The sequence below is a fragment of the Bradyrhizobium sp. BRP22 genome (assembly GCF_020194175.1).
GTDB lineage: Bacteria > Pseudomonadota > Alphaproteobacteria > Rhizobiales > Xanthobacteraceae > Bradyrhizobium.
This window is the reverse complement of record NZ_JADYVX010000002.1, coordinates 272,297-288,940: the sequence shown is the minus strand read 5'-3', so window position 1 is coordinate 288,940 and position 16,644 is coordinate 272,297. Positions and strand designations below refer to the sequence as shown.

Here is a 16,644-nt window from a genome sequence, read left to right as displayed (position 1 = left end):
CTCTTCACCCCGGGAGCAGGAGGAATCGACATGAACGACGCAGCGATGGTGGCTGCGAGCCGTCCGCGCGAAACCGAATCAGGCTCGTCGGCCCCGGCGAAATCGCGCAGCCTGCTGGCCGCGTGCCTCACCCACGCGCTTCATGACGGCTATACCGACGGTCTCTATGCCTTCCTGCCGGTCTGGCAGGCGCAGTTCGGCCTGTCCTATGCGGCGCTGGCCGTCGTGCGCGCACTGTATTTCGGAACTATGGGGGGCATGCAGATTCCGGCCGACCGAGCTCTTCGCGGCTTGTCGCCGCGCGTGGCGCTAATCCTGTCCACCGTCGCCGCGGCGGCGGGCTTGCTGATCATGGCGCTGCCGTTCGGCTTTGCGGGGCTTTGCGTCGGCCTCGTCGTGGCCGGCATCGGATCGAGCATCCAGCACCCACGTGGTTCGATGCTCGTCACCGACAGCTATGGCGCGGCGTCGCGACGTCCGCTCGGCATCTACAACTTTTCCGGCGATCTCGGAAAAGCCGTGCTGCCGGCGCTCGTCGCGGTGCTGCTGCCGATCTTCGCCTGGCAATCGGTGTTGGGGTTAATGGCGGTGCTTGGAATTGTCCTGGTTGTCGCGCTGGTGTCGCTGGCACCGGCGGCTTCCGTCACGAGGAATGTCACGGCAGAGGCGACGTTCGGCCGCGGCCGCGGCGGCTTTCGCATCCTCACGACGATCGGCGCGCTCGATACGGCGACCCGCATGGGATATCTGCTGTTTCTGCCCTTCCTCATCCATGGACAGGGCGGGGGGTTGCCGGCCGTCGGAGTCGCGCTTGCCCTACTGTTCGTCGGCGGCGCGTTCGGCAAGGCGACATGCGGCTGGCTCGGCGAGCGGCTGGGTGTCATCGGCAGCGTCATGGTGACCGAGGCCGCAACCGCCTTGCTCATCGCGGCGACGCTGTTCACGCCACTGACGCCAACGCTCAGCCTGCTGCCGCTGCTTGGCATCGTGCTGAACGGCACCTCTTCGGTGCTCTATGGCACCGTGCCGGAGCTTTCCGGCGGCGATACGGGGCGGGCTTTCGCGGTCTTCTATACGAGCGTCATCGGCGCAGGAGGTCTCGCGCCGATCCTCTTCGGCGCGATTGCCGATCACAGCAGTCAGACGATCGGCGTGTTGGCCTCGGCGGCGACTGCCGCTTTGATCGCCCCGATCGTGCTGGCGCTGCGGCCTCATCTGCGCAATTCCACCGCGGGATCGCGCGAGAAGTCCGTTTGATGCCAGTGCCGGATGGCGGCGCCGCGCAGGATATTTCCGAAGATCGGGGTCAACCGGAAGTCCTGCCGTGAGGCCAAGCGGCGCTTCTGACCCGGAGCGGATTTCATCGTGAGACATGACTTCTATCGTGCGCCGGCGTGAGCTGGTAGCCTTCCAAGATGGGCACGACAGTGGCCGGCGGCTTACCCGACTTGATATGCTGGCGCGATCGAGCGCGCTGCTTGATGGAAGGAGTGATAAGATGATACTCAATCCGGATCACGTTACGATCGCAGTGGCAGACGCCGGCAAGGCGATTGAATTCTTCGCGCTCCTTGGTTTCAGAAAGGATCATGTCGCAACGATCGACGGCGGCATTCCCGCCCAGTACATGGGTATGCCGCGCATGAAAGCGCAGCACATAACCCTCGTGCTCGAAGGATCGAAGCCGCATTTCGAGATTCAGCTGCTTGAATTCGACCCGCTCTCGGGGACCGATCCCGGAGCGCACCCGACGAATCTGCGAAAACTGGGCTTCAATCACCTTGCGTTCCGCGTCGACGACATCGAGGCGACCACCGCGCACCTCGTAGCTAACGGCGTAGTCATGTTAAGCGACGAGATGGACTACATCGGTCGAAAGCTGCGGCTCTTCGAGGGTCCCGAGGGTATCACCTTCGAGTTAGTGCAGCGGGACGATTAGACGCTTCTGTCTCAGGCGAGCCATCCGTCACCTGAGCAATCCTGATTTCGCCTTTTGGCGCGATTACGAAGTGCGGGTGGCGCTCCAAAGTTGTCGGCTGGTCGGGGTGAACCGGAAATGGCTGGCCAGCCTTCCGAATGGTGAGTTTGACCCAAACCGGAAGTTAGCTCAGTCGGCCTGCTGCAAATTGTCCCAAAGATAAGAAATGACCTTCTCCTTGGTACCGCCCGTTTCTATCAATGTCTCGGTTTCTGTTAACGCCCGCGCGCCCCTGCGCTCATAAAATGCGCGTGCCAAAGAATTTTTTGTGAGGACGGTTGCTATCATAGCCTTAAAGCCGTTGCGACCAGCGTAGTCAATGCACGCCTCCAACAGAACCTTGCCTGCGCCTTTCGCGATATACTCGGGATCTAAGTAAATCGCGTAGAGTTCCGCGACACCGCTTTTAGTTGTTGGTCCGACGTCCGCAAAGCCAATCATCATGTCATTGTCAAATGCTACGAACACAGAGAACGGATCACCTAGAGCCAGATGCCCCCTATCCTTTTCAATCCAGCGGTAAGCCCGGTCTTCAGTAGAAAGGCCGTCTAGGTATTCAAGTGTATAGATATCCCGGTACGCTGCGCGAGTGGCTGCGATATGAATCCGAGCAACTTGAACGGCATCATCTTGAGTAGCTCGTGTAATTCGGAAATTTTCATTCATTCGAAATAGTAACCCGATCCATGGAATTAAATAAGGCGTTCGTTCGCGACGTATCCGCTATTGGCCGATCAGCGAAGTGGTGGGCGCCGTAATTAAGGCCGGCTTAGCAGCGCATCAGCGTACCAGCTTTATCGACGTGTTTGCGTTCGTTCGCGGCATGATCGACAGCTCATGGCCCATCGGAAGACCGGAAGTGACCGCCGCACGTCTAGAACGACGCGGATGGCCCCACGCCAGACATCCACGCGGCTGACGACACTCCACCCGCTCAGTTAGGAACGATTCGTCGCTGTGTGCTTTGTTCGATCTTTAGCGAGCCTGACATGCATCGCGGGAAAGAGGACAAGCCGTCTAGTGACTTGGCGCGCAGCGCGGTAGCGATTTGGCTATTCATCCTTTCTTTGGGGCTTCTAGCGCTGGTCGAGAAGTTGACGTAAGAGCGCCCCGCTTTGCTTACGCCGCTTGTTAACGACGTAGCCATTCCGCCAACTCTCCAAATCGCGCTGCAACCTGCAACTGGTGCTCTCCGCATCGGGACACCCCGAGTGGAGAGAGCCTTCATCCGGCGCCAGCCATAGCCCAAGCTTCGCTTCGGCGTCTGAGGTTCAGCCTGATGGATGGCGCTCTAGCGTCGAAGCTGAGCTTCGATGGCCGGCTTGTCGATGACCGACCAGACCTCCACGATCCTGTCTTCCCGGAATTCATAAATGACGTTCTCGGCGAAGGAGACTCGTTTCCCGTTGATCTCCAGTCCGAGGAACTCTCCCTTTGGCGTGCAGTCAAAGAGCAGCCGGCTCGACACGTAAGGCGGATCGGAGATCAGGAGCTGGATGTTGAAGGTGAGGTCCGGAATCTGGCGAAAGTCATTTTCCAGCATCTCGCGATAGCCGGACGGTCCGAGCTGCCGACCGTTGTGGCGCACATCGTCGTGGACGAACCGCCCCAGGTTCGCCCAGTCCTGCGCATTCAGGCAGCCGATGTAGTTTCGATAGATTTCGGAGAGATGTTGCGGCGTCACGACAGACTCCCTGTGCTACCTGAGAAGTGACTGAAGCATCCAATGCCATGCTGAGGAGGGGCTGGACGGGCGCGACGCGGGCGTAAAGCGGGCAGGGTAGCCTTCCACCGTTAACGCTTTGATCCGCCTCGCTTTGCCTTGCCACCGCCATATCATTAGGGTAACGCCGCCGCGATGTGGGGATCGGGCGCGGCTGCCGCCCGTGCATTTTGCTTCGCCCTCCGGGGATGGGATAGCCTTAAGTGTCTGAATTATTTAGTGAAGTCGACGAGGAACTGCGTCGCGAGCAGCTCAAGAAGCTGTGGGACAAGTATTCGCTTCTGATCATTGCGCTCGCGATTCTGGTCGTCGCCGGCGTCGGCGGTTGGCGCGGCTACGAATACCTCCAGGGCCAGAAGGCGGCCGAGGCGGGGGCGGCCTTCGACCGGGCCGTCGAGCTTTCCGAACAGAACAAGCACGCCGAGGCGGAGGCTGCTTTTGCCGACCTGGCTGCGAAGGCGCCGGCCGGCTACCGCGTGCTGGCGCGGCTGCGTTTGGCTGCGGAGGTCGCAACCCGCGACCCGCAGGCGGCCGCCAAGATGTATGACGAGATCGCCGCCGACCGCAGCGTCGGTGCGGCGGAGCAGGATCTGGCGCGGATCCGCGCCGCGCAATTGCTGCTGGAAAGCACAACCTACCAGAACATGCTGCAGCGGCTCGAGCCCGCCACGGCAGCGAACTCGACCTTCCGTCACACCGCGCGCGAGTTGCTGGCATTGTCGGCCTACCGTGCCAATGACGCCGCCGCGGCGCGACAGTGGCTCGACCTGATCGCCAATGACGCCGAGACGCCGCCGAGCCTGCGTTCGCGCGCCGAGGCGTTGCAGGCCCTGCTGCCGCCGGTCGCCAAGAGCTGATTGAGAGCTAACGAGTTGAGTAAGGGATCGCCCATGCGCCGCTCGCAACGTCTGATCGCAGCCGCCGTCGCCGTCGCACTTTGCAGCGTGCTGGCCGGCTGCGGAGGCGGCGGCCTGTCCAATTTCGATCCGTCGGACCTGCTCGACTTCCTCGACACCAAGAAGAAGCTGCCCGGTGAACGCAAGCCGGTGTTCCCCGATGGCGTGCCGGGCCTGGAGCAGGGCGTGCCGAAGGAACTGTACAAGGGCTCGCGGCAGGAACAGATCGACCAGCAGAACGCGCAGGCCGCCGCCGCTGCCGCTCCGCCGCCTGCGGAGCCTCCGCCGGAGCAGGCGAAGTCGAAGCGGTCGAAGGGCAGGGCGGCCGCCGCCAGCACGGCGCCTGCGGCGGAGCCGGCTGCCACCGATCCCGGTGCCGCGCCATCCGAGGAGGGCGCGGCCGCCGCACTGCCGCCGGAGCCGAAGGCGAAGAGGATGGCACGCAAACGCACCACCGCTCCGCCGCCCGATCAGACGGCCCAACCGGCCGCGCAACCGGCTCCCGCGCAGCCCACACAGCAATCCGCCGCACCATTCCCGGCCCCGCTGCCGAGCGGCAGTTTTACGCGCTAGTTCCTGCTAGACTTGGTTGAGACGCGTTTCCGCGCACAGCGCTTTGATGATCCATGCCCTTCACGATCGCCATCATCGGCCGGCCCAATGTCGGAAAGTCGACGCTGTTCAACCGTCTGGTCGGGCAGAAGCTCGCGCTGGTCGATGACGAGCCCGGCGTAACGCGCGACCGCCGCGAGGGGCAGGCGCGGCTCGGCGACCTCGAATTCACCGTGATCGACACCGCCGGTCTCGACGAGGGCGCCAAGGGCTCGCTGACCGCGCGCATGCAGGAGCAGACCGAGACGGCGATCGGCCTTGCCGACGCGCTGATGTTCGTGATCGACGCGCGGGTGGGACTGACGCCGACCGATCGCGCCTTTGCCGATTTCGTCCGCCGCGCCAACAAGCCGGTGGTGCTGGTCGCCAACAAGGCCGAGGGCAAGCATGGCGAGCTCGGTGCGATGGAATCCTATGCGCTTGGACTTGGCGATCCCGTCCAGATTTCCGCCGAGCATGGCGAGGGCATGGGCGAGCTTTATGATGCGCTGAACGCGCTGATGCCCGAGCGCGCCGTAGACGAAGACGCCGAAGATGACGAACCGGAATCGGACGAGGACGTCGGCCGGCGTCCGATCCGTGTCGCCATTGTCGGCCGCCCGAATGCCGGCAAGTCGACGCTGATCAATCATCTCCTCGGCGAGGAGCGGCTCTTGACCAGCCCGGAGGCCGGCACCACGCGGGATTCCATCGCGGTTGAAATCAACTGGCAGGGCCGCGGCTTCCGCCTGTTCGATACCGCGGGCCTCAGGCGGCGGTCGCGGATCGAGGAGAAGCTGGAGAAGCTGTCGGTCGCGGATGCGCTGCGCGCGGTGCGCTTTGCCGAAGTCGTCGTGCTGATGATGGATACCCAGAACAAGTTCGAGGAGCAGGATCTGCGCATCGCCGACCTGATCGAGCGCGAGGGGCGCGCGATCGTGCTCGCGGTCAACAAATGGGACCTGGTCGAGCGCAAGCCGAACCTGATCTCGGCCTTGCGCGCCGACGCCGATCATTGGCTGCCGCAGGTGAAGGGCGTGCCTGTTGTCGCAGTCTCCGGGCTGACGGGTGAGGGCGTGGATCGTCTGATGAAGGCGATCGAGGAGGCCTATGCCACCTGGAACAAGCGCGTGCCCACGGCCGCGCTCAATCGCTGGTTCGAGCAGGCGATCGCGGCCAATCCACCGCCCGCGGTGTCCGGCCGCCGGTTGAAGTTGAACTACATCACCCAGAACAAGGCGCGGCCGCCGAGCTTCGTCTTGTTCTGCTCACGCGCCGACGCCGTGCCGCAATCCTATCTGCGCTATCTCACCAACTCGCTGCGCGAAACCTTCGACCTGCCGGGCACGCCGGTGCGCATCACGCTGCGCGAAAAAGCCAATCCCTTCGCGCACAAGCGCAAGCGGTTGTCATGAGCGAACAGGCTGCCGCCGTCGTCGACCCGCCACCGGCGCGGAGCGGCGCCGCGATCTTCATCTTCGGCACCGTCCTGCTCGACATGCTGGCGCTCGGCGTCGTCATTCCGATCCTGCCGAAACTGATCGAGGGCTTTGTCGACAATGACACCGCGAGCGCGGCGCGGATCTTCGGCCTGTTCGGCACCGCCTGGGCGCTGATGCAGTTGTTCTTCTCGCCGATTCTCGGTGGATTGTCCGACCGGTTCGGGCGGCGACCGGTGGTGCTGCTGTCGAATTTCGGTCTGGCCGCCGACTATGTGCTGATGGCGCTGGCGCCGTCGCTGGTCTGGCTGTTCATCGGCCGCCTGATCTCCGGCATCACCTCGGCCAGCGTCTCGACCGCGTTTGCCTATATCACCGACGTCACCGCGCCGGAGCAGCGCGCCAGGATGTTCGGCAGGATCGGCGTCGCCTTCGGCGCCGGGTTCATCCTGGGGCCGGCGCTTGGCGGTCTGCTCGGCGGCATCGATCCGCGATTGCCGTTCTGGGTCGCGGCAGGCCTGAGCTTTGCCAACGGGCTCTATGGCCTCTTGATCCTGCCGGAGTCGCTGCCGCGAGCGCGGCGCTCGCCGTTTCGCTGGAAGAGCGCCAATCCGATCGGCGCCCTGCATCTGCTCGGTTCGGACCGCGTGCTCGCAGGGCTCTCGCTTGCGAATTTTTTCGCCCAGCTTGCGCATGTCGTGCTGCCATCGACCTACGTGCTCTATGCGACCTATCGTTACGGGTGGGACACCGCGACCGTCGGCGCGACGCTTGCGCTGGTCGGTCTTTGCCAGATGATCGTGCAGGGCGCGGCGATCGGCCCGATCGTCAGCCGCTTCGGCGAGCGGCGAGCGCTGTTGTTCGGGCTCGCCTGCGGTGCCGTCGGCTTTTTGATTTTCGCGAGCGCGCCGACCGGAGCGCTATCCTGGTTCGGCATTCCCGTGATGGCGCTGTGGGGCGTCGCGGGCGCGGCGATCCAGGCGTTGATGACGGAGCTCGTCGCGCCCGATCAGCAGGGCCAGCTCCAGGGCGCCACCAACAGCGTGCAGAGCGTGTCCCAGCTCGTCGGGCCGTTCCTGTTCACGCTGACCTTTGCCCATTTCATCGGCGCGACCGCGCCGTTCAAACTGCCCGGCGCGCCGTTCTTCCTCGCGGCCGCGCTGCTGCTGCTGGCGCTGGCGGTTGCGTGGCTGACGCTGGCGAAGAAACCGCAAGCTTCGTAGGGCGGGCAAAGCGAAGCGCACCCACCATTGCGAGCACATCGCTCGATGGTGGGCACGGCGCTACGCGCCTTTGCCCACCATACAAGTCTCACGCCATCACTTCTTCACCAGCGGGCATTCGCTGGCTTCCAGCGGCTTGGCCGCGTCTTCCGGCGCGATGGTGGCGATCAGCTTGTAGTAGTCCCAAGGGTATTTGGACTCTTCCGGCTTCTTCACCTCGAACAGATAGGCCGGGATGATGCGGCGGCCGTCGGCGCGGAGCGGACCCTTGCCGAACAGCGGATCGTCGGTCGGCAGTTCCTTCATCTTGGCGACGGTCTTGGCGCCGTCATGCGTGTTGCCGCCCATCGCCTCCAGCGTCTTCAGGTAGTGCAGCACGGCAGCGTAATTGCCGGCGACGGTCATCGACGGCATCATGCCCTTCGGCGACACCTTGGCAAAACGCTTGGACCATTCGCGGGTCTTGTCGTTCAAATCCCAGTAGAAGGATTCCGTAAACGTCAGGCCCTGCGCAGTCTTCAGGCCGAGCGAGTGCACGTCGGTGATGAAGAGCAGGAGCGCCGCGAGCTTCTGGCCGCCGGAGACGATGCCGAATTCCGCCGCCTGCTTGATCGAGTTGGTGGTGTCGCCGCCGGCATTGGCAAGCCCGACCACCTTCGCCTTCGAGGACTGCGCCTGCAGCAGGAAGGAGGAGAAGTCGGAGGTGTTGAGCGGATGCTTGACGCCGCCCAGCGCCTTGCCGCCATTGGCGACGACGACTGCGGTAGTGTCGCGCTCCAGCGCATGGCCGAAGGCGTAGTCGGCGGTCAGGAAGAACCAGCTGTCACCGCCGGCCTTGGTCAGCGCCTTGCCGGTGCCGTTGGCGAGCATGTAGGTGTCGTAGGTGTAGGAGATCGTGTTCGGCGTGCAGGCCTTGCCGGTGAGATCGGCGGTGGCGGCACCGGAGTTGAGGTGCACCGCGTTCTTCTCCTTGACGAGGTTGGCGATCGCGAGCGCCACGCCCGAGTTCGGCGTATCGACGATGACGTCGACCTTCTCGTTGTCGATCCACTGCCGGCCGATATTGACGCCGACGTCGGGCTTGTTCTGGTGATCGCCGCTCAGGACCTCGATCTTCCAGCCCTTGGCGCGCAGGCCGGAATCCTCGACCGCGAGGTTGACCGCGGCGACCGAATTGGGGCCGCCGATGTCGGCGTAAAGGCTCGACATATCGTTCAAGACGCCGATCTTGACGGTCTTGTCCTGAGCTTTGTCCTGGGCGAAGGCCGGGGTCGCAAGACCCAATCCGGCACAGGCGAATAGCGCGGCGTAGCGCCGCGCGCGCGTCGTTTCCATGTGTTCCCTCCTCTGTTGATGCCGGGATGGCTCTCTTGCTGGAGCCTTTCACCCGCGGCGCGATCGGTCGAAGACCTTTCAGGTTCCCGCTTATCCTGTCTCGCGCCGTCCGGCAATGCGCTTATCGTAGCGCATCGGAGGTCAGTTTGAATTTCTGGATGCGCTTGGCGGTGTCGACCTCGGCCGTATAGACGCTGCCCTTGGCGCCGACGGCCATGGCATGGACCCAGTGGAATTGCCCGGCATTGCGGCCGCTGCGGCCGAAACTGCCGACCACGGTGCCATCGTCGCGCCTGACGATCCGGATCTCGTTGTTCTCGCCGTCGGCGCTCAGGAGATAGGTCTGTTTTGGGTCGGGCCAGAGCGCGATATCCCACACCGCGCCGTTGCCGAGCGTATTCTTTTCGAAGAACCACTCTTTGACGAAAGTCCCATCCTTCTTGAACACCTGGATGCGGTTGTTGATGCGGTCGCAGACATAGACCAGCCCGTCATTGGCGAGCTTCACGCAATGCACGGGATTGCCGAATTGTTGAGCAACCGGCGCCTTCGGATCGTAGGCCGGCTGCTTGTCGTCGTTGGGCGGATTGCCGTAGGCGCCCCAGTGCCGCTTGTAGGCGCCGGTGGTGGCGTCGAAAACGATCACGCGGCGATTGCCGTAGCCGTCGGCGACGTAGATCTCGTTGGCCTCCTTGTCGATCGCGGTCTCCGCGGGCTTGCCGAGCTGGGTGGTGTCGCTTGAGCCCTTGCTCGGCGCGATCTTGCCGATCTGCGAGACGAACTTGCCGTCGAGCGTGAATTTCAGGATCGCGTTGTCGTTGTCGGCATTGCCGCCGACCCAGACGAAGCCGCGCTCATCGACCTCGATGCCGTGCTCGCGGCCGACCCATTCATAGCCTTCGCCGGGCCCGCCCCAGGCGCGCAACAGGTTGCCGTCGGCATCGAACTCCAGCACCGGCGGCGCCGGGACGCAGCATTTCGAACGCGGCGGATTGAGCGTTGCGCCTTTCTCGTCATCGGTCAGCGAGCGCGGCCGATGGATCACCCAGATATGGCCCTGCCAGTCGACCGTGATGCCGCCGACCTGCCCGAGGATCCAGTTGTTCGGCAACGGTTTTGGCCAGGCCGCATCGACCGCGAAGGTCGGAATGTCGCCGGCATGCGAGGGCGCCGACAGGCAGAAGCAGGCGATGCAGGCTGAGATGAATCCGAAAAGAGTGAAGCGCGCGCGATTGAGCCTCGGCGTCATGGTTGCCTCCCGTGATTTTCTTGTTGGCGGTGTGCCCGCTCAGGTAGCAGTCAATCGCGCGGCGCGAATGGTGTCAACCGTCGCACGTCGTCATTGCGAGCGAAGCGAAGCAATCCATTTCGCCGCTTGCGGAGGCGTGGATTGCTTCGTCGCTTTCGCTCCTCGCAATGACGGCGGGAGAGGCAATGACGAAAGGCTTACGCCGGTGCGCGGAAGCTCATCAGTGTGCGCGTCGGGTAGTCGAAGAACTTGCCGGTCTCGTTCCACTCCGGCATGCACATCGGCACGATGAATTCCGCTGCCTGCTCGGGCGTGTCGAGATCCATCGGGTCCTCGCCGGGAAACACCGCGGCGCGCATGCGGGTGCGGATCGGGCCGGGGTTGAACAGGTTGACGCGCAGCTTTGTGCTCGCGGTCTCGTTGGCCCAGGCGCGCGCCAGCGTTTCCAGCGCAGCCTTTGAGGCTGCATAGGGGCCGAGATAGGCGAGTGCCTTGTTGGCCGCGCCCGAGGTGATGAACACGGCGCGTCCGGAATCGGATACTTTCAAGAGCGGCTCCATGCAGCGGATGAGCTGGAAGTTCGCGGTGACGTTGACCGCCATCACGTCGTTCCATGATTTCAGATCGATGTGGCCGAGCGGCGAGGACGGGCCGGCGACGCCGGCATTGCCGACGAGGATGTCGAGCTTGCCGTGGCGCTCATGCAGCGCGGCGCCCAAGCGGGCGATGCCGTCGGAATCGGTGAGGCTGAGCGGCACCAGCGTGGCGCTGCCGCCAAATTTCCGGATCTCGTCATCGAGCTCCTCGAGCCCGCCTTGTGTCCGCGCCACCGCGACGATATGCGCGCCGGCTTTGGCGAGCGCGAGCGCGGTGGCATAGCCGATGCCGCGCGAGGCGCCGGTGACGAGGGCGATGCGGGAGGCGAGGGGAAGGGGCATCAGGCAAATCTCTTCGACGTCGTCCCGGCGAAGGCCGGGACCCATACTCCGCGGCGGTTATGATGCGCGACGGCGGTCGTGTCCAATGGCTTCCAAACAACGAAAGCCGGTGGTTATGGGTCCCGGCCTTCGCCGGGACGACAGATCAGCTCGCTTCCGCCAGCAGCGAGAGCTGCCGCGGCTGCGGCTCGGTTTCGCTCTGGTCGGTGAGGTGCGTCGGGTAGGCGCCCGTAAAACAATGGTCGGCGAATTTCGGGTTGGCGGGATCGCGGCCGCCGGGATAGCCCATGGCGCGATACATGCCGTCGATCGACAGGAAGGCGAGCGAATCGGCGCCGATGATCTCGCGCATCTCCTCAAGCGTATGGGTCGCCGCGAGCAGGCCGCCGCGGTCCGGCAGGTCGATGCCGTAATAGTCGGGATAGAGGATCGGCGGGGAAGCGAGGCGGAAATGCACCTCGCGCGCGCCGGCGTCGCGCATCATGCGCACGATCTTCTTCGAGGTGGTGCCGCGCACCAGCGAGTCGTCGATCAGGAGGATGCGCTTGCCCTCGATCGCGGCACGATTGGCCGAGTGCTTCATGCGCACGCCGAGTTCGCGCACGCTCTGGGTCGGCTGGATGAAGGTGCGGCCGACATAGTGATTGCGGATGATGCCGAGCTCGAACGGCACGCCCGAATACTGGCTGTAGCCGACCGCGGCGGGCACGCCGGAATCCGGCACCGGCACCACGACATCGATATCGGGATGGCTCTCACGCGCGAGCTGCGCGCCGAACGCCTTGCGCACCTCATAGACCGAGCGGCCGCCGACGACGGAGTCGGGCCGCGAGAAATAGATGTATTCGAAGATGCAGGGCCGCGGCGGCTTCGGCGGGAACGGCTTGTGGGTATGCGCGCCTTCCTCGTCGAACACGACGATCTCGCCGGGCTCGATGTCGCGGACATATTTGGCGCCGATCATGTCGAGCGCGCAGGTCTCCGAAGTCAGGATCGGCCGGCCGTCGAGATCGCCGAGCACGAGCGGCCGGATGCCAAGCGGGTCGCGCGCGCCGACCAGCTTCTTGTTGGTCAGCGCGACCAGCGAATAGGCTCCCTCGATCGCCCGCAGCGCCTCGATGAAACGGTCGACAAAGTGGCCGCGCTTGGATTGCGCCACCAGGTGCAGGATCACCTCGGTATCGGTGGTCGACTGCATCATGGCGCCGTTCTTGACGAGCTCGCGGCGCAGCGACAGCCCGTTGGTGAGGTTGCCGTTATGGCCCACGGCAAAGCCGCCGGCGTTGAGCTCGGCGAACAGCGGCTGCACGTTGCGCAGGATGGTGGCGCCGGTGGTGGAATAGCGGACATGGCCGACCGCGGTCGAGCCGGGCAGGCGCTCGATCACTTCGCGGCGGGAGAAGGTGTCACCGACCAGGCCGAGCCGGCGTTCGGAGTGGAAGCGGCTGCCGTCGAAGGTGACGATGCCGCAGGCTTCCTGGCCGCGATGCTGGAGAGCGTGCAATCCGAGCGCCGTGATGGCGGCGGCCTCGGGGTGGCCGAAAATGCCGAACACGCCGCACTCCTCGCGTAGCGTGTCGCCTTCGAGATCATCCTGCAATTCGATCGGCCCCGAATTGGGGTCAGGTTGCTCGGCGTGATCGGAAGGAGATTGCATCGCGTTCATCGCCTCATCTCTGTGGCCTGTGCTGGATCTAGCCCAACAGGCCTAAGTCAAGGTTTAACGGCCCGCAGGTTTTTCGATCAGCTTTTTAAGGCTGTCGCGGGCAGGTTTGCTATAGCCATCGCCCGACGCCGGCGCGGCGGGTTCGGCGTCAGTCTGGTCGTCTTCCGGCTTATTTTTCTTGAACCGCTTTAAGATGGTGTTCTCGGGGTCGTCAGGCAAGAGCGACATCAGCCAATCCCCGGTTCCTTGCAGCACCACCCGGGATTTTGCGCCCGTCACCCAGTCCGGCCGCTGCTTGTCAGGAACCAGCCAGCTGAAGAACAGGAAGGCGACGACCACGATCAGGAGCCCGCGCGCCAGCCCGAACAGAAATCCCAGCGTGCGATCGAGCGCGCCGATGCGCGAATCAAGGATCATGTCGGAGATCCGCACTGTGATGATGGACACCACGATCAGGGTGCCGATGAAGGTGCCGGCGACCACCACGACGGCGGCGACCGTGTCGTTGTTGAAGTAGGTCTTTGCGGTCGGCAGCAGCTTCGAGAAAGCATAGAGTGTGACCAGAGCCGCCGCGCCCCAGGCCGCGATCGACAGGATCTCGCGCATGAAGCCGCGCACCATCGCAAGCAGGCCCGAGATCAGCATCACCGCGAGCAGGACGAGATCGAGGATCGTTATCGGCATCGGCTGGTCAGGTCCGCTCGTTCTTCTCTTGGCTCTTTATGGCTCTGCAGGGCTCGGCCGCCGCGAATCGGCGTTTCGGTTCCGTCCTAGCTGACGGGGTTATCGCGCCTCCGGCAAGGCCGGAAAGCACCTCCCCGCGCGGCGCGATGTATAGCGGCGGTGGCGATTAAGGTCACCCTGCTTTAGCTCTTCTCGCGACGGAATCGGGCCGGTGTGGCATTTTTCTCAACCGGTTCATCATCCCGCGGAGCCTGGTGGTTGCCCCTGGGCGTGCCGCGCGCGGCGATCTCGGCAACCAGCGTGGTCAGTCCGCCGACACTGTTCAGCGCGAGCCCGGCATCGCTGGCGTCACCGCGGGCCGATTCGGGCAGCACGGCGCGGCCGAACCCGAGTTTCGCCGCTTCCTTCAGCCGGGCTGAGGTCTGCGCCACCGGCCGCACCGCGCCGGAAAGCGAAATCTCGCCGAAATAGACCGCGTCGGTGGGCAGGGGAGCGTTGACCAGCGAGGACACCAGCGCCGCGGCGGCGGCAAGGTCGGCGGCGGGTTCCTGGATGCGCAGGCCGCCGGCGACGTTCAGGTAGACGTCGTGGCCGGAGAGTTTCACGCCGCAATGCGCCTCCAGCACCGCCAGCACCATCGACAGCCGGCTCGGGTCCCAGCCGACCACCGCGCGGCGGGGCGTGCCGAGCGAGGTCGGCGCCACCAGCGCCTGCAATTCCACCAGCACCGGGCGGGTGCCCTCGATCCCGGCAAAGACGGCGGTGCCGGGGCTGCCGAGATCGCGCTCGGAAAGGAACAATTCGGAGGGGTTCGAGACTTCGCGCAGGCCGAGCCCGGTCATCTCGAACACGCCGATCTCGTCGGTCGGACCGAAGCGGTTCTTGACCGCGCGCAGGATGCGGAACTGCTGCGAGCCTTCGCCCTCGAACGACAGCACCGCGTCGACCATGTGCTCGACCACGCGGGGGCCCGCGATCTGGCCATCCTTGGTGACATGGCCGACCAGGATGATGGCCGCGCCGGTCTTCTTGGCGAAGCGAATCAGGGCCTGCGCCGAGGCGCGCACCTGGGTCACCGTGCCGGGCGCGGATTCGACCGTGTCCGTCCACATGGTCTGGATCGAATCGATCACGATCAGGCGCGGCACGGTGCCTTCGGACAGGGTCGAGACGATGTCCTCGACCGAGGTTTCGGAAGCAAGCTGCACCGGCGCATTCGCAAGCCCCAGCCGCTCGGCGCGCAGCCGCACCTGCGCCACCGCCTCTTCGCCCGAGATATAGACCGCGCGGTGCCCGGCACGCGCCATCATGCTGGTCGCCTGCGTCAGCAGCGTCGACTTGCCGATGCCGGGATCGCCGCCGACCAGCAGCACTGACCCGCGCACGAAGCCGCCGCCGGTGACGCGATCGAGCTCGGTCATTCCGGAGGAGAGACGGGGAGCGTCGTGGCTCTTGCCCGACAGCGACTCCAGCGCAAACGTCCGCCCCTTGCGCTTGGAGCGGATCGACACGGGCACGTTGCCGGTGGAATCCTCCTCAGCCAGCGTATTCCACTCACCGCAGGCGTCGCACTTCCCCTGCCAGCGATTATACGCCGCGCCGCAATTCTGGCAGACAAAGGAGAGGGTGGATTTGGCCATGAAAAGCCCCAGCGCCCGTTTCAGGTTTGGCCGCGCTCACAAGCGGTGAAAAACGAAATCAGGGATGCGCAGCCGAACCGCGGGCGGTAACCCAAGCGTCCTGACTTCGAATCTTTGGTTTCGGCGCTGCATCTGTGGATCGTTCCGCGGCCAATGCTTTTTGTGCTTCCTCGAAGGCGCGGCTGAAGGGGCCGTGCCCGATATCGTGAAAAGGCTGCGAACAGCGCGACCTTGGCACGCGTCTCGTTGAATTCGCTCGGGCTTCATAAGAACAGAAGTAGAACATTCTGGGAGGTGTGTCTACCATGGAACCGACTTGAAACCCGTCGTGGTCGGCCCCGGCAACTCAGATCGCGGAAGCGATCAGCTTTTACACCGGCGGGCGCGTAATAGCAGTCGCGCAGAAGTCCGCCGTCCGCTCCGCTTTGCGAGTTCAGCGCCATCGGATATGTCCTCAGGGGCAAGACCGATGATGGGATAATGGAGCGTTCGAGAAGTGAGCCCGCAAACCGCGGAGCCAGCCACGGCCGGGTTTGTCTATTGGCGCCCGGCGATCCATGGTGTCGTCGAACTGTGCAGCCTGAAGGGGCGCGAAGTCGCGCTGCCCACGCATTTCCACGCAGAAGACCAGTTCACCTTCGTTACCGCAGGCAGGCGCAGGTTCCTCGTAGGCGGCGAGGTCGTCGAACTTGCGGCCGGTCAGAGCACGCTCATTCCCGCGGGCGTCGCGCACCGGTCCCTCGCGGAGCCAGCCGGCGTCGCTTGCTTCAACATCTATCTACCAGCGGGCGAATACGCTCTGACCGCGATATTGCGAGATGTCGAGCGTCTCTGGCACGACGCGACCTGCGCAGGCTCGTGCATCCATCCGGAGGAGCTGGCGTTGGTGGCGCAGGAACACCGGCGGACAGCGCGCGAGGGCGTCCCGCGGCCGGAAAGCTTCATTCCGCCTGACGCGAATGAGATTGAATCGGTGGCCCAGGCCGCCGAACAGGCTGGGATGACTCGCGAGGGTTTCTCCCGCATGTTCGTCAGGCGCCACGGCATGCCGCCTCACGCGTTCTGGCTTATGGTCAGGCTGAACCGGGCGCGAGAGTTGCTCAAGGCCGGAGAGCGCATTGCGGCTGCCGCCGCTGAAACCGGCTTCGCCGACCAGAGCCACTTCGGCCGATGGTTCCTTCGGGCCTTCGGGGTCACGCCGGGCTGCTACCGTTCGGGATTGTCGTCACGATCACAAACCTTCCAGACACGGGCGTGATCCACCCCTTAAGTTCAGCGCAGG

General features: G+C 64.4%; 15 protein-coding genes. 7 read left to right on the top strand and 8 right to left on the bottom strand.

The window, feature by feature from the left end; translation table 11 throughout:
• The first annotated feature begins 45 nt into the window (after positions 1 to 45).
• Positions 46 to 1,257 (top strand): MFS transporter, encoded by a 1,212-nt coding sequence (locus I6F35_RS03810; RefSeq protein ID WP_225116465.1) that lies wholly within the window; start codon positions 46 to 48, stop codon positions 1,255 to 1,257.
• 241 nt (positions 1,258 to 1,498) lie between these two features.
• Positions 1,499 to 1,939, top strand: coding sequence for a VOC family protein (locus tag I6F35_RS03805; RefSeq protein ID WP_225116302.1), 441 nt, complete (start codon positions 1,499 to 1,501; stop codon positions 1,937 to 1,939).
• A 168-nt stretch (positions 1,940 to 2,107) separates the two neighbouring features.
• Here the strand turns inward: I6F35_RS03805 and I6F35_RS03800 are convergent, their stop codons facing one another.
• Both I6F35_RS03800 and I6F35_RS03795 read right to left on the bottom strand, forming a co-directional pair.
• Positions 2,108 to 2,644, bottom strand: a complete 537-nt coding sequence (locus I6F35_RS03800) for a GNAT family N-acetyltransferase (RefSeq protein WP_225116301.1) — start codon at positions 2,642 to 2,644, stop codon at positions 2,108 to 2,110.
• 625 nt (positions 2,645 to 3,269) lie between these two features.
• Positions 3,270 to 3,662: an ester cyclase gene (locus tag I6F35_RS03795; protein ID WP_225116300.1), complete on the bottom strand. Its 393-nt coding sequence runs from the start codon at positions 3,660 to 3,662 to the stop codon at positions 3,270 to 3,272.
• Between the two features lie 242 nt (positions 3,663 to 3,904).
• On the opposite strand from I6F35_RS03795, the gene I6F35_RS03790 reads away from it, so the two are divergent.
• The 4 genes from I6F35_RS03790 to I6F35_RS03775 are packed head-to-tail and all read left to right on the top strand — an operon-like array spanning position 3,905 to position 7,850.
• Positions 3,905 to 4,558 (top strand): tetratricopeptide repeat protein, encoded by a 654-nt coding sequence (locus I6F35_RS03790; RefSeq protein WP_225116299.1) that lies wholly within the window; start codon positions 3,905 to 3,907, stop codon positions 4,556 to 4,558.
• A 33-nt stretch (positions 4,559 to 4,591) separates the two neighbouring features.
• Positions 4,592 to 5,170: a hypothetical protein gene (locus tag I6F35_RS03785; RefSeq protein ID WP_225116298.1), complete on the top strand. Its 579-nt coding sequence runs from the start codon at positions 4,592 to 4,594 to the stop codon at positions 5,168 to 5,170.
• A 53-nt stretch (positions 5,171 to 5,223) separates the two neighbouring features.
• On the top strand, positions 5,224 to 6,603 hold the full coding sequence (gene der, locus I6F35_RS03780; protein ID WP_225116297.1) for a ribosome biogenesis GTPase Der: 1,380 nt from the start codon (positions 5,224 to 5,226) through the stop codon (positions 6,601 to 6,603).
• On the top strand, positions 6,600 to 7,850 hold the full coding sequence (locus I6F35_RS03775) for a TCR/Tet family MFS transporter (RefSeq protein ID WP_225116296.1): 1,251 nt from the start codon (positions 6,600 to 6,602) through the stop codon (positions 7,848 to 7,850). Before der ends, I6F35_RS03775 begins: the two co-directional genes overlap by 4 nt.
• 96 nt (positions 7,851 to 7,946) lie before the next feature.
• Here I6F35_RS03775 and I6F35_RS03770 read toward each other — a convergent pair whose 3' ends face one another.
• From I6F35_RS03770 to radA, 6 genes are all read right to left on the bottom strand, one after another.
• On the bottom strand, positions 7,947 to 9,185 hold the full coding sequence (locus I6F35_RS03770) for an ABC transporter substrate-binding protein (protein ID WP_225116295.1): 1,239 nt from the start codon (positions 9,183 to 9,185) through the stop codon (positions 7,947 to 7,949).
• Between the two features lie 121 nt (positions 9,186 to 9,306).
• Positions 9,307 to 10,434 (bottom strand): hypothetical protein, encoded by a 1,128-nt coding sequence (locus tag I6F35_RS03765; RefSeq protein WP_225116294.1) that lies wholly within the window; start codon positions 10,432 to 10,434, stop codon positions 9,307 to 9,309.
• Positions 10,435 to 10,631: 197 nt separating this feature from the next.
• A complete protein-coding gene (locus I6F35_RS03760; RefSeq protein ID WP_225116293.1) occupies positions 10,632 to 11,372 on the bottom strand; it encodes an SDR family NAD(P)-dependent oxidoreductase in 741 nt (246 codons plus the stop codon).
• Between the two features lie 145 nt (positions 11,373 to 11,517).
• Positions 11,518 to 13,029: an amidophosphoribosyltransferase gene (gene purF, locus I6F35_RS03755; RefSeq protein WP_225116292.1), complete on the bottom strand. Its 1,512-nt coding sequence runs from the start codon at positions 13,027 to 13,029 to the stop codon at positions 11,518 to 11,520.
• Between the two features lie 63 nt (positions 13,030 to 13,092).
• A complete protein-coding gene (locus I6F35_RS03750; RefSeq protein ID WP_027579562.1) occupies positions 13,093 to 13,722 on the bottom strand; it encodes a CvpA family protein in 630 nt (209 codons plus the stop codon).
• Between the two features lie 182 nt (positions 13,723 to 13,904).
• Entirely contained in the window at positions 13,905 to 15,362 is a 1,458-nt protein-coding gene (gene radA, locus I6F35_RS03745) for a DNA repair protein RadA (protein ID WP_225116291.1), read from the bottom strand.
• A 496-nt stretch (positions 15,363 to 15,858) separates the two neighbouring features.
• Here radA and I6F35_RS03740 point away from each other — a divergent pair, with 496 nt between their 5' ends.
• Positions 15,859 to 16,620 carry an AraC family transcriptional regulator gene (locus I6F35_RS03740; protein ID WP_225116290.1) on the top strand — a complete coding sequence of 254 codons (762 nt, stop codon included), beginning with the start codon at positions 15,859 to 15,861 and terminating at the stop codon, positions 16,618 to 16,620.
• Positions 16,621 to 16,644 lie beyond the last annotated feature (24 nt).

Bases quoted from the DNA above. Each gene is read 5' to 3' on its own strand.
- I6F35_RS03810 (WP_225116465.1), top strand. From the start codon at position 46: ATGGTGGCTGCGAGCCGTCCGCGCGAAACCGAATCAGGCTCGTCGGCC.
- I6F35_RS03805 (WP_225116302.1), top strand. From the start codon at position 1,499: ATGATACTCAATCCGGATCACGTTACGATCGCAGTGGCAGACGCCGGC.
- I6F35_RS03800 (WP_225116301.1), bottom strand. From the start codon at position 2,644: ATGAATGAAAATTTCCGAATTACACGAGCTACTCAAGATGATGCCGTT.
- I6F35_RS03785 (WP_225116298.1), top strand. From the start codon at position 4,592: ATGCGCCGCTCGCAACGTCTGATCGCAGCCGCCGTCGCCGTCGCACTT.
- der (WP_225116297.1), top strand. From the start codon at position 5,224: ATGCCCTTCACGATCGCCATCATCGGCCGGCCCAATGTCGGAAAGTCG.
- I6F35_RS03775 (WP_225116296.1), top strand. From the start codon at position 6,600: ATGAGCGAACAGGCTGCCGCCGTCGTCGACCCGCCACCGGCGCGGAGC.
- I6F35_RS03770 (WP_225116295.1), bottom strand. From the start codon at position 9,185: ATGGAAACGACGCGCGCGCGGCGCTACGCCGCGCTATTCGCCTGTGCC.
- I6F35_RS03765 (WP_225116294.1), bottom strand. From the start codon at position 10,434: ATGACGCCGAGGCTCAATCGCGCGCGCTTCACTCTTTTCGGATTCATC.
- I6F35_RS03760 (WP_225116293.1), bottom strand. From the start codon at position 11,372: ATGCCCCTTCCCCTCGCCTCCCGCATCGCCCTCGTCACCGGCGCCTCG.
- purF (WP_225116292.1), bottom strand. From the start codon at position 13,029: ATGCAATCTCCTTCCGATCACGCCGAGCAACCTGACCCCAATTCGGGG.
- I6F35_RS03750 (WP_027579562.1), bottom strand. From the start codon at position 13,722: ATGCCGATAACGATCCTCGATCTCGTCCTGCTCGCGGTGATGCTGATC.
- radA (WP_225116291.1), bottom strand. From the start codon at position 15,362: ATGGCCAAATCCACCCTCTCCTTTGTCTGCCAGAATTGCGGCGCGGCG.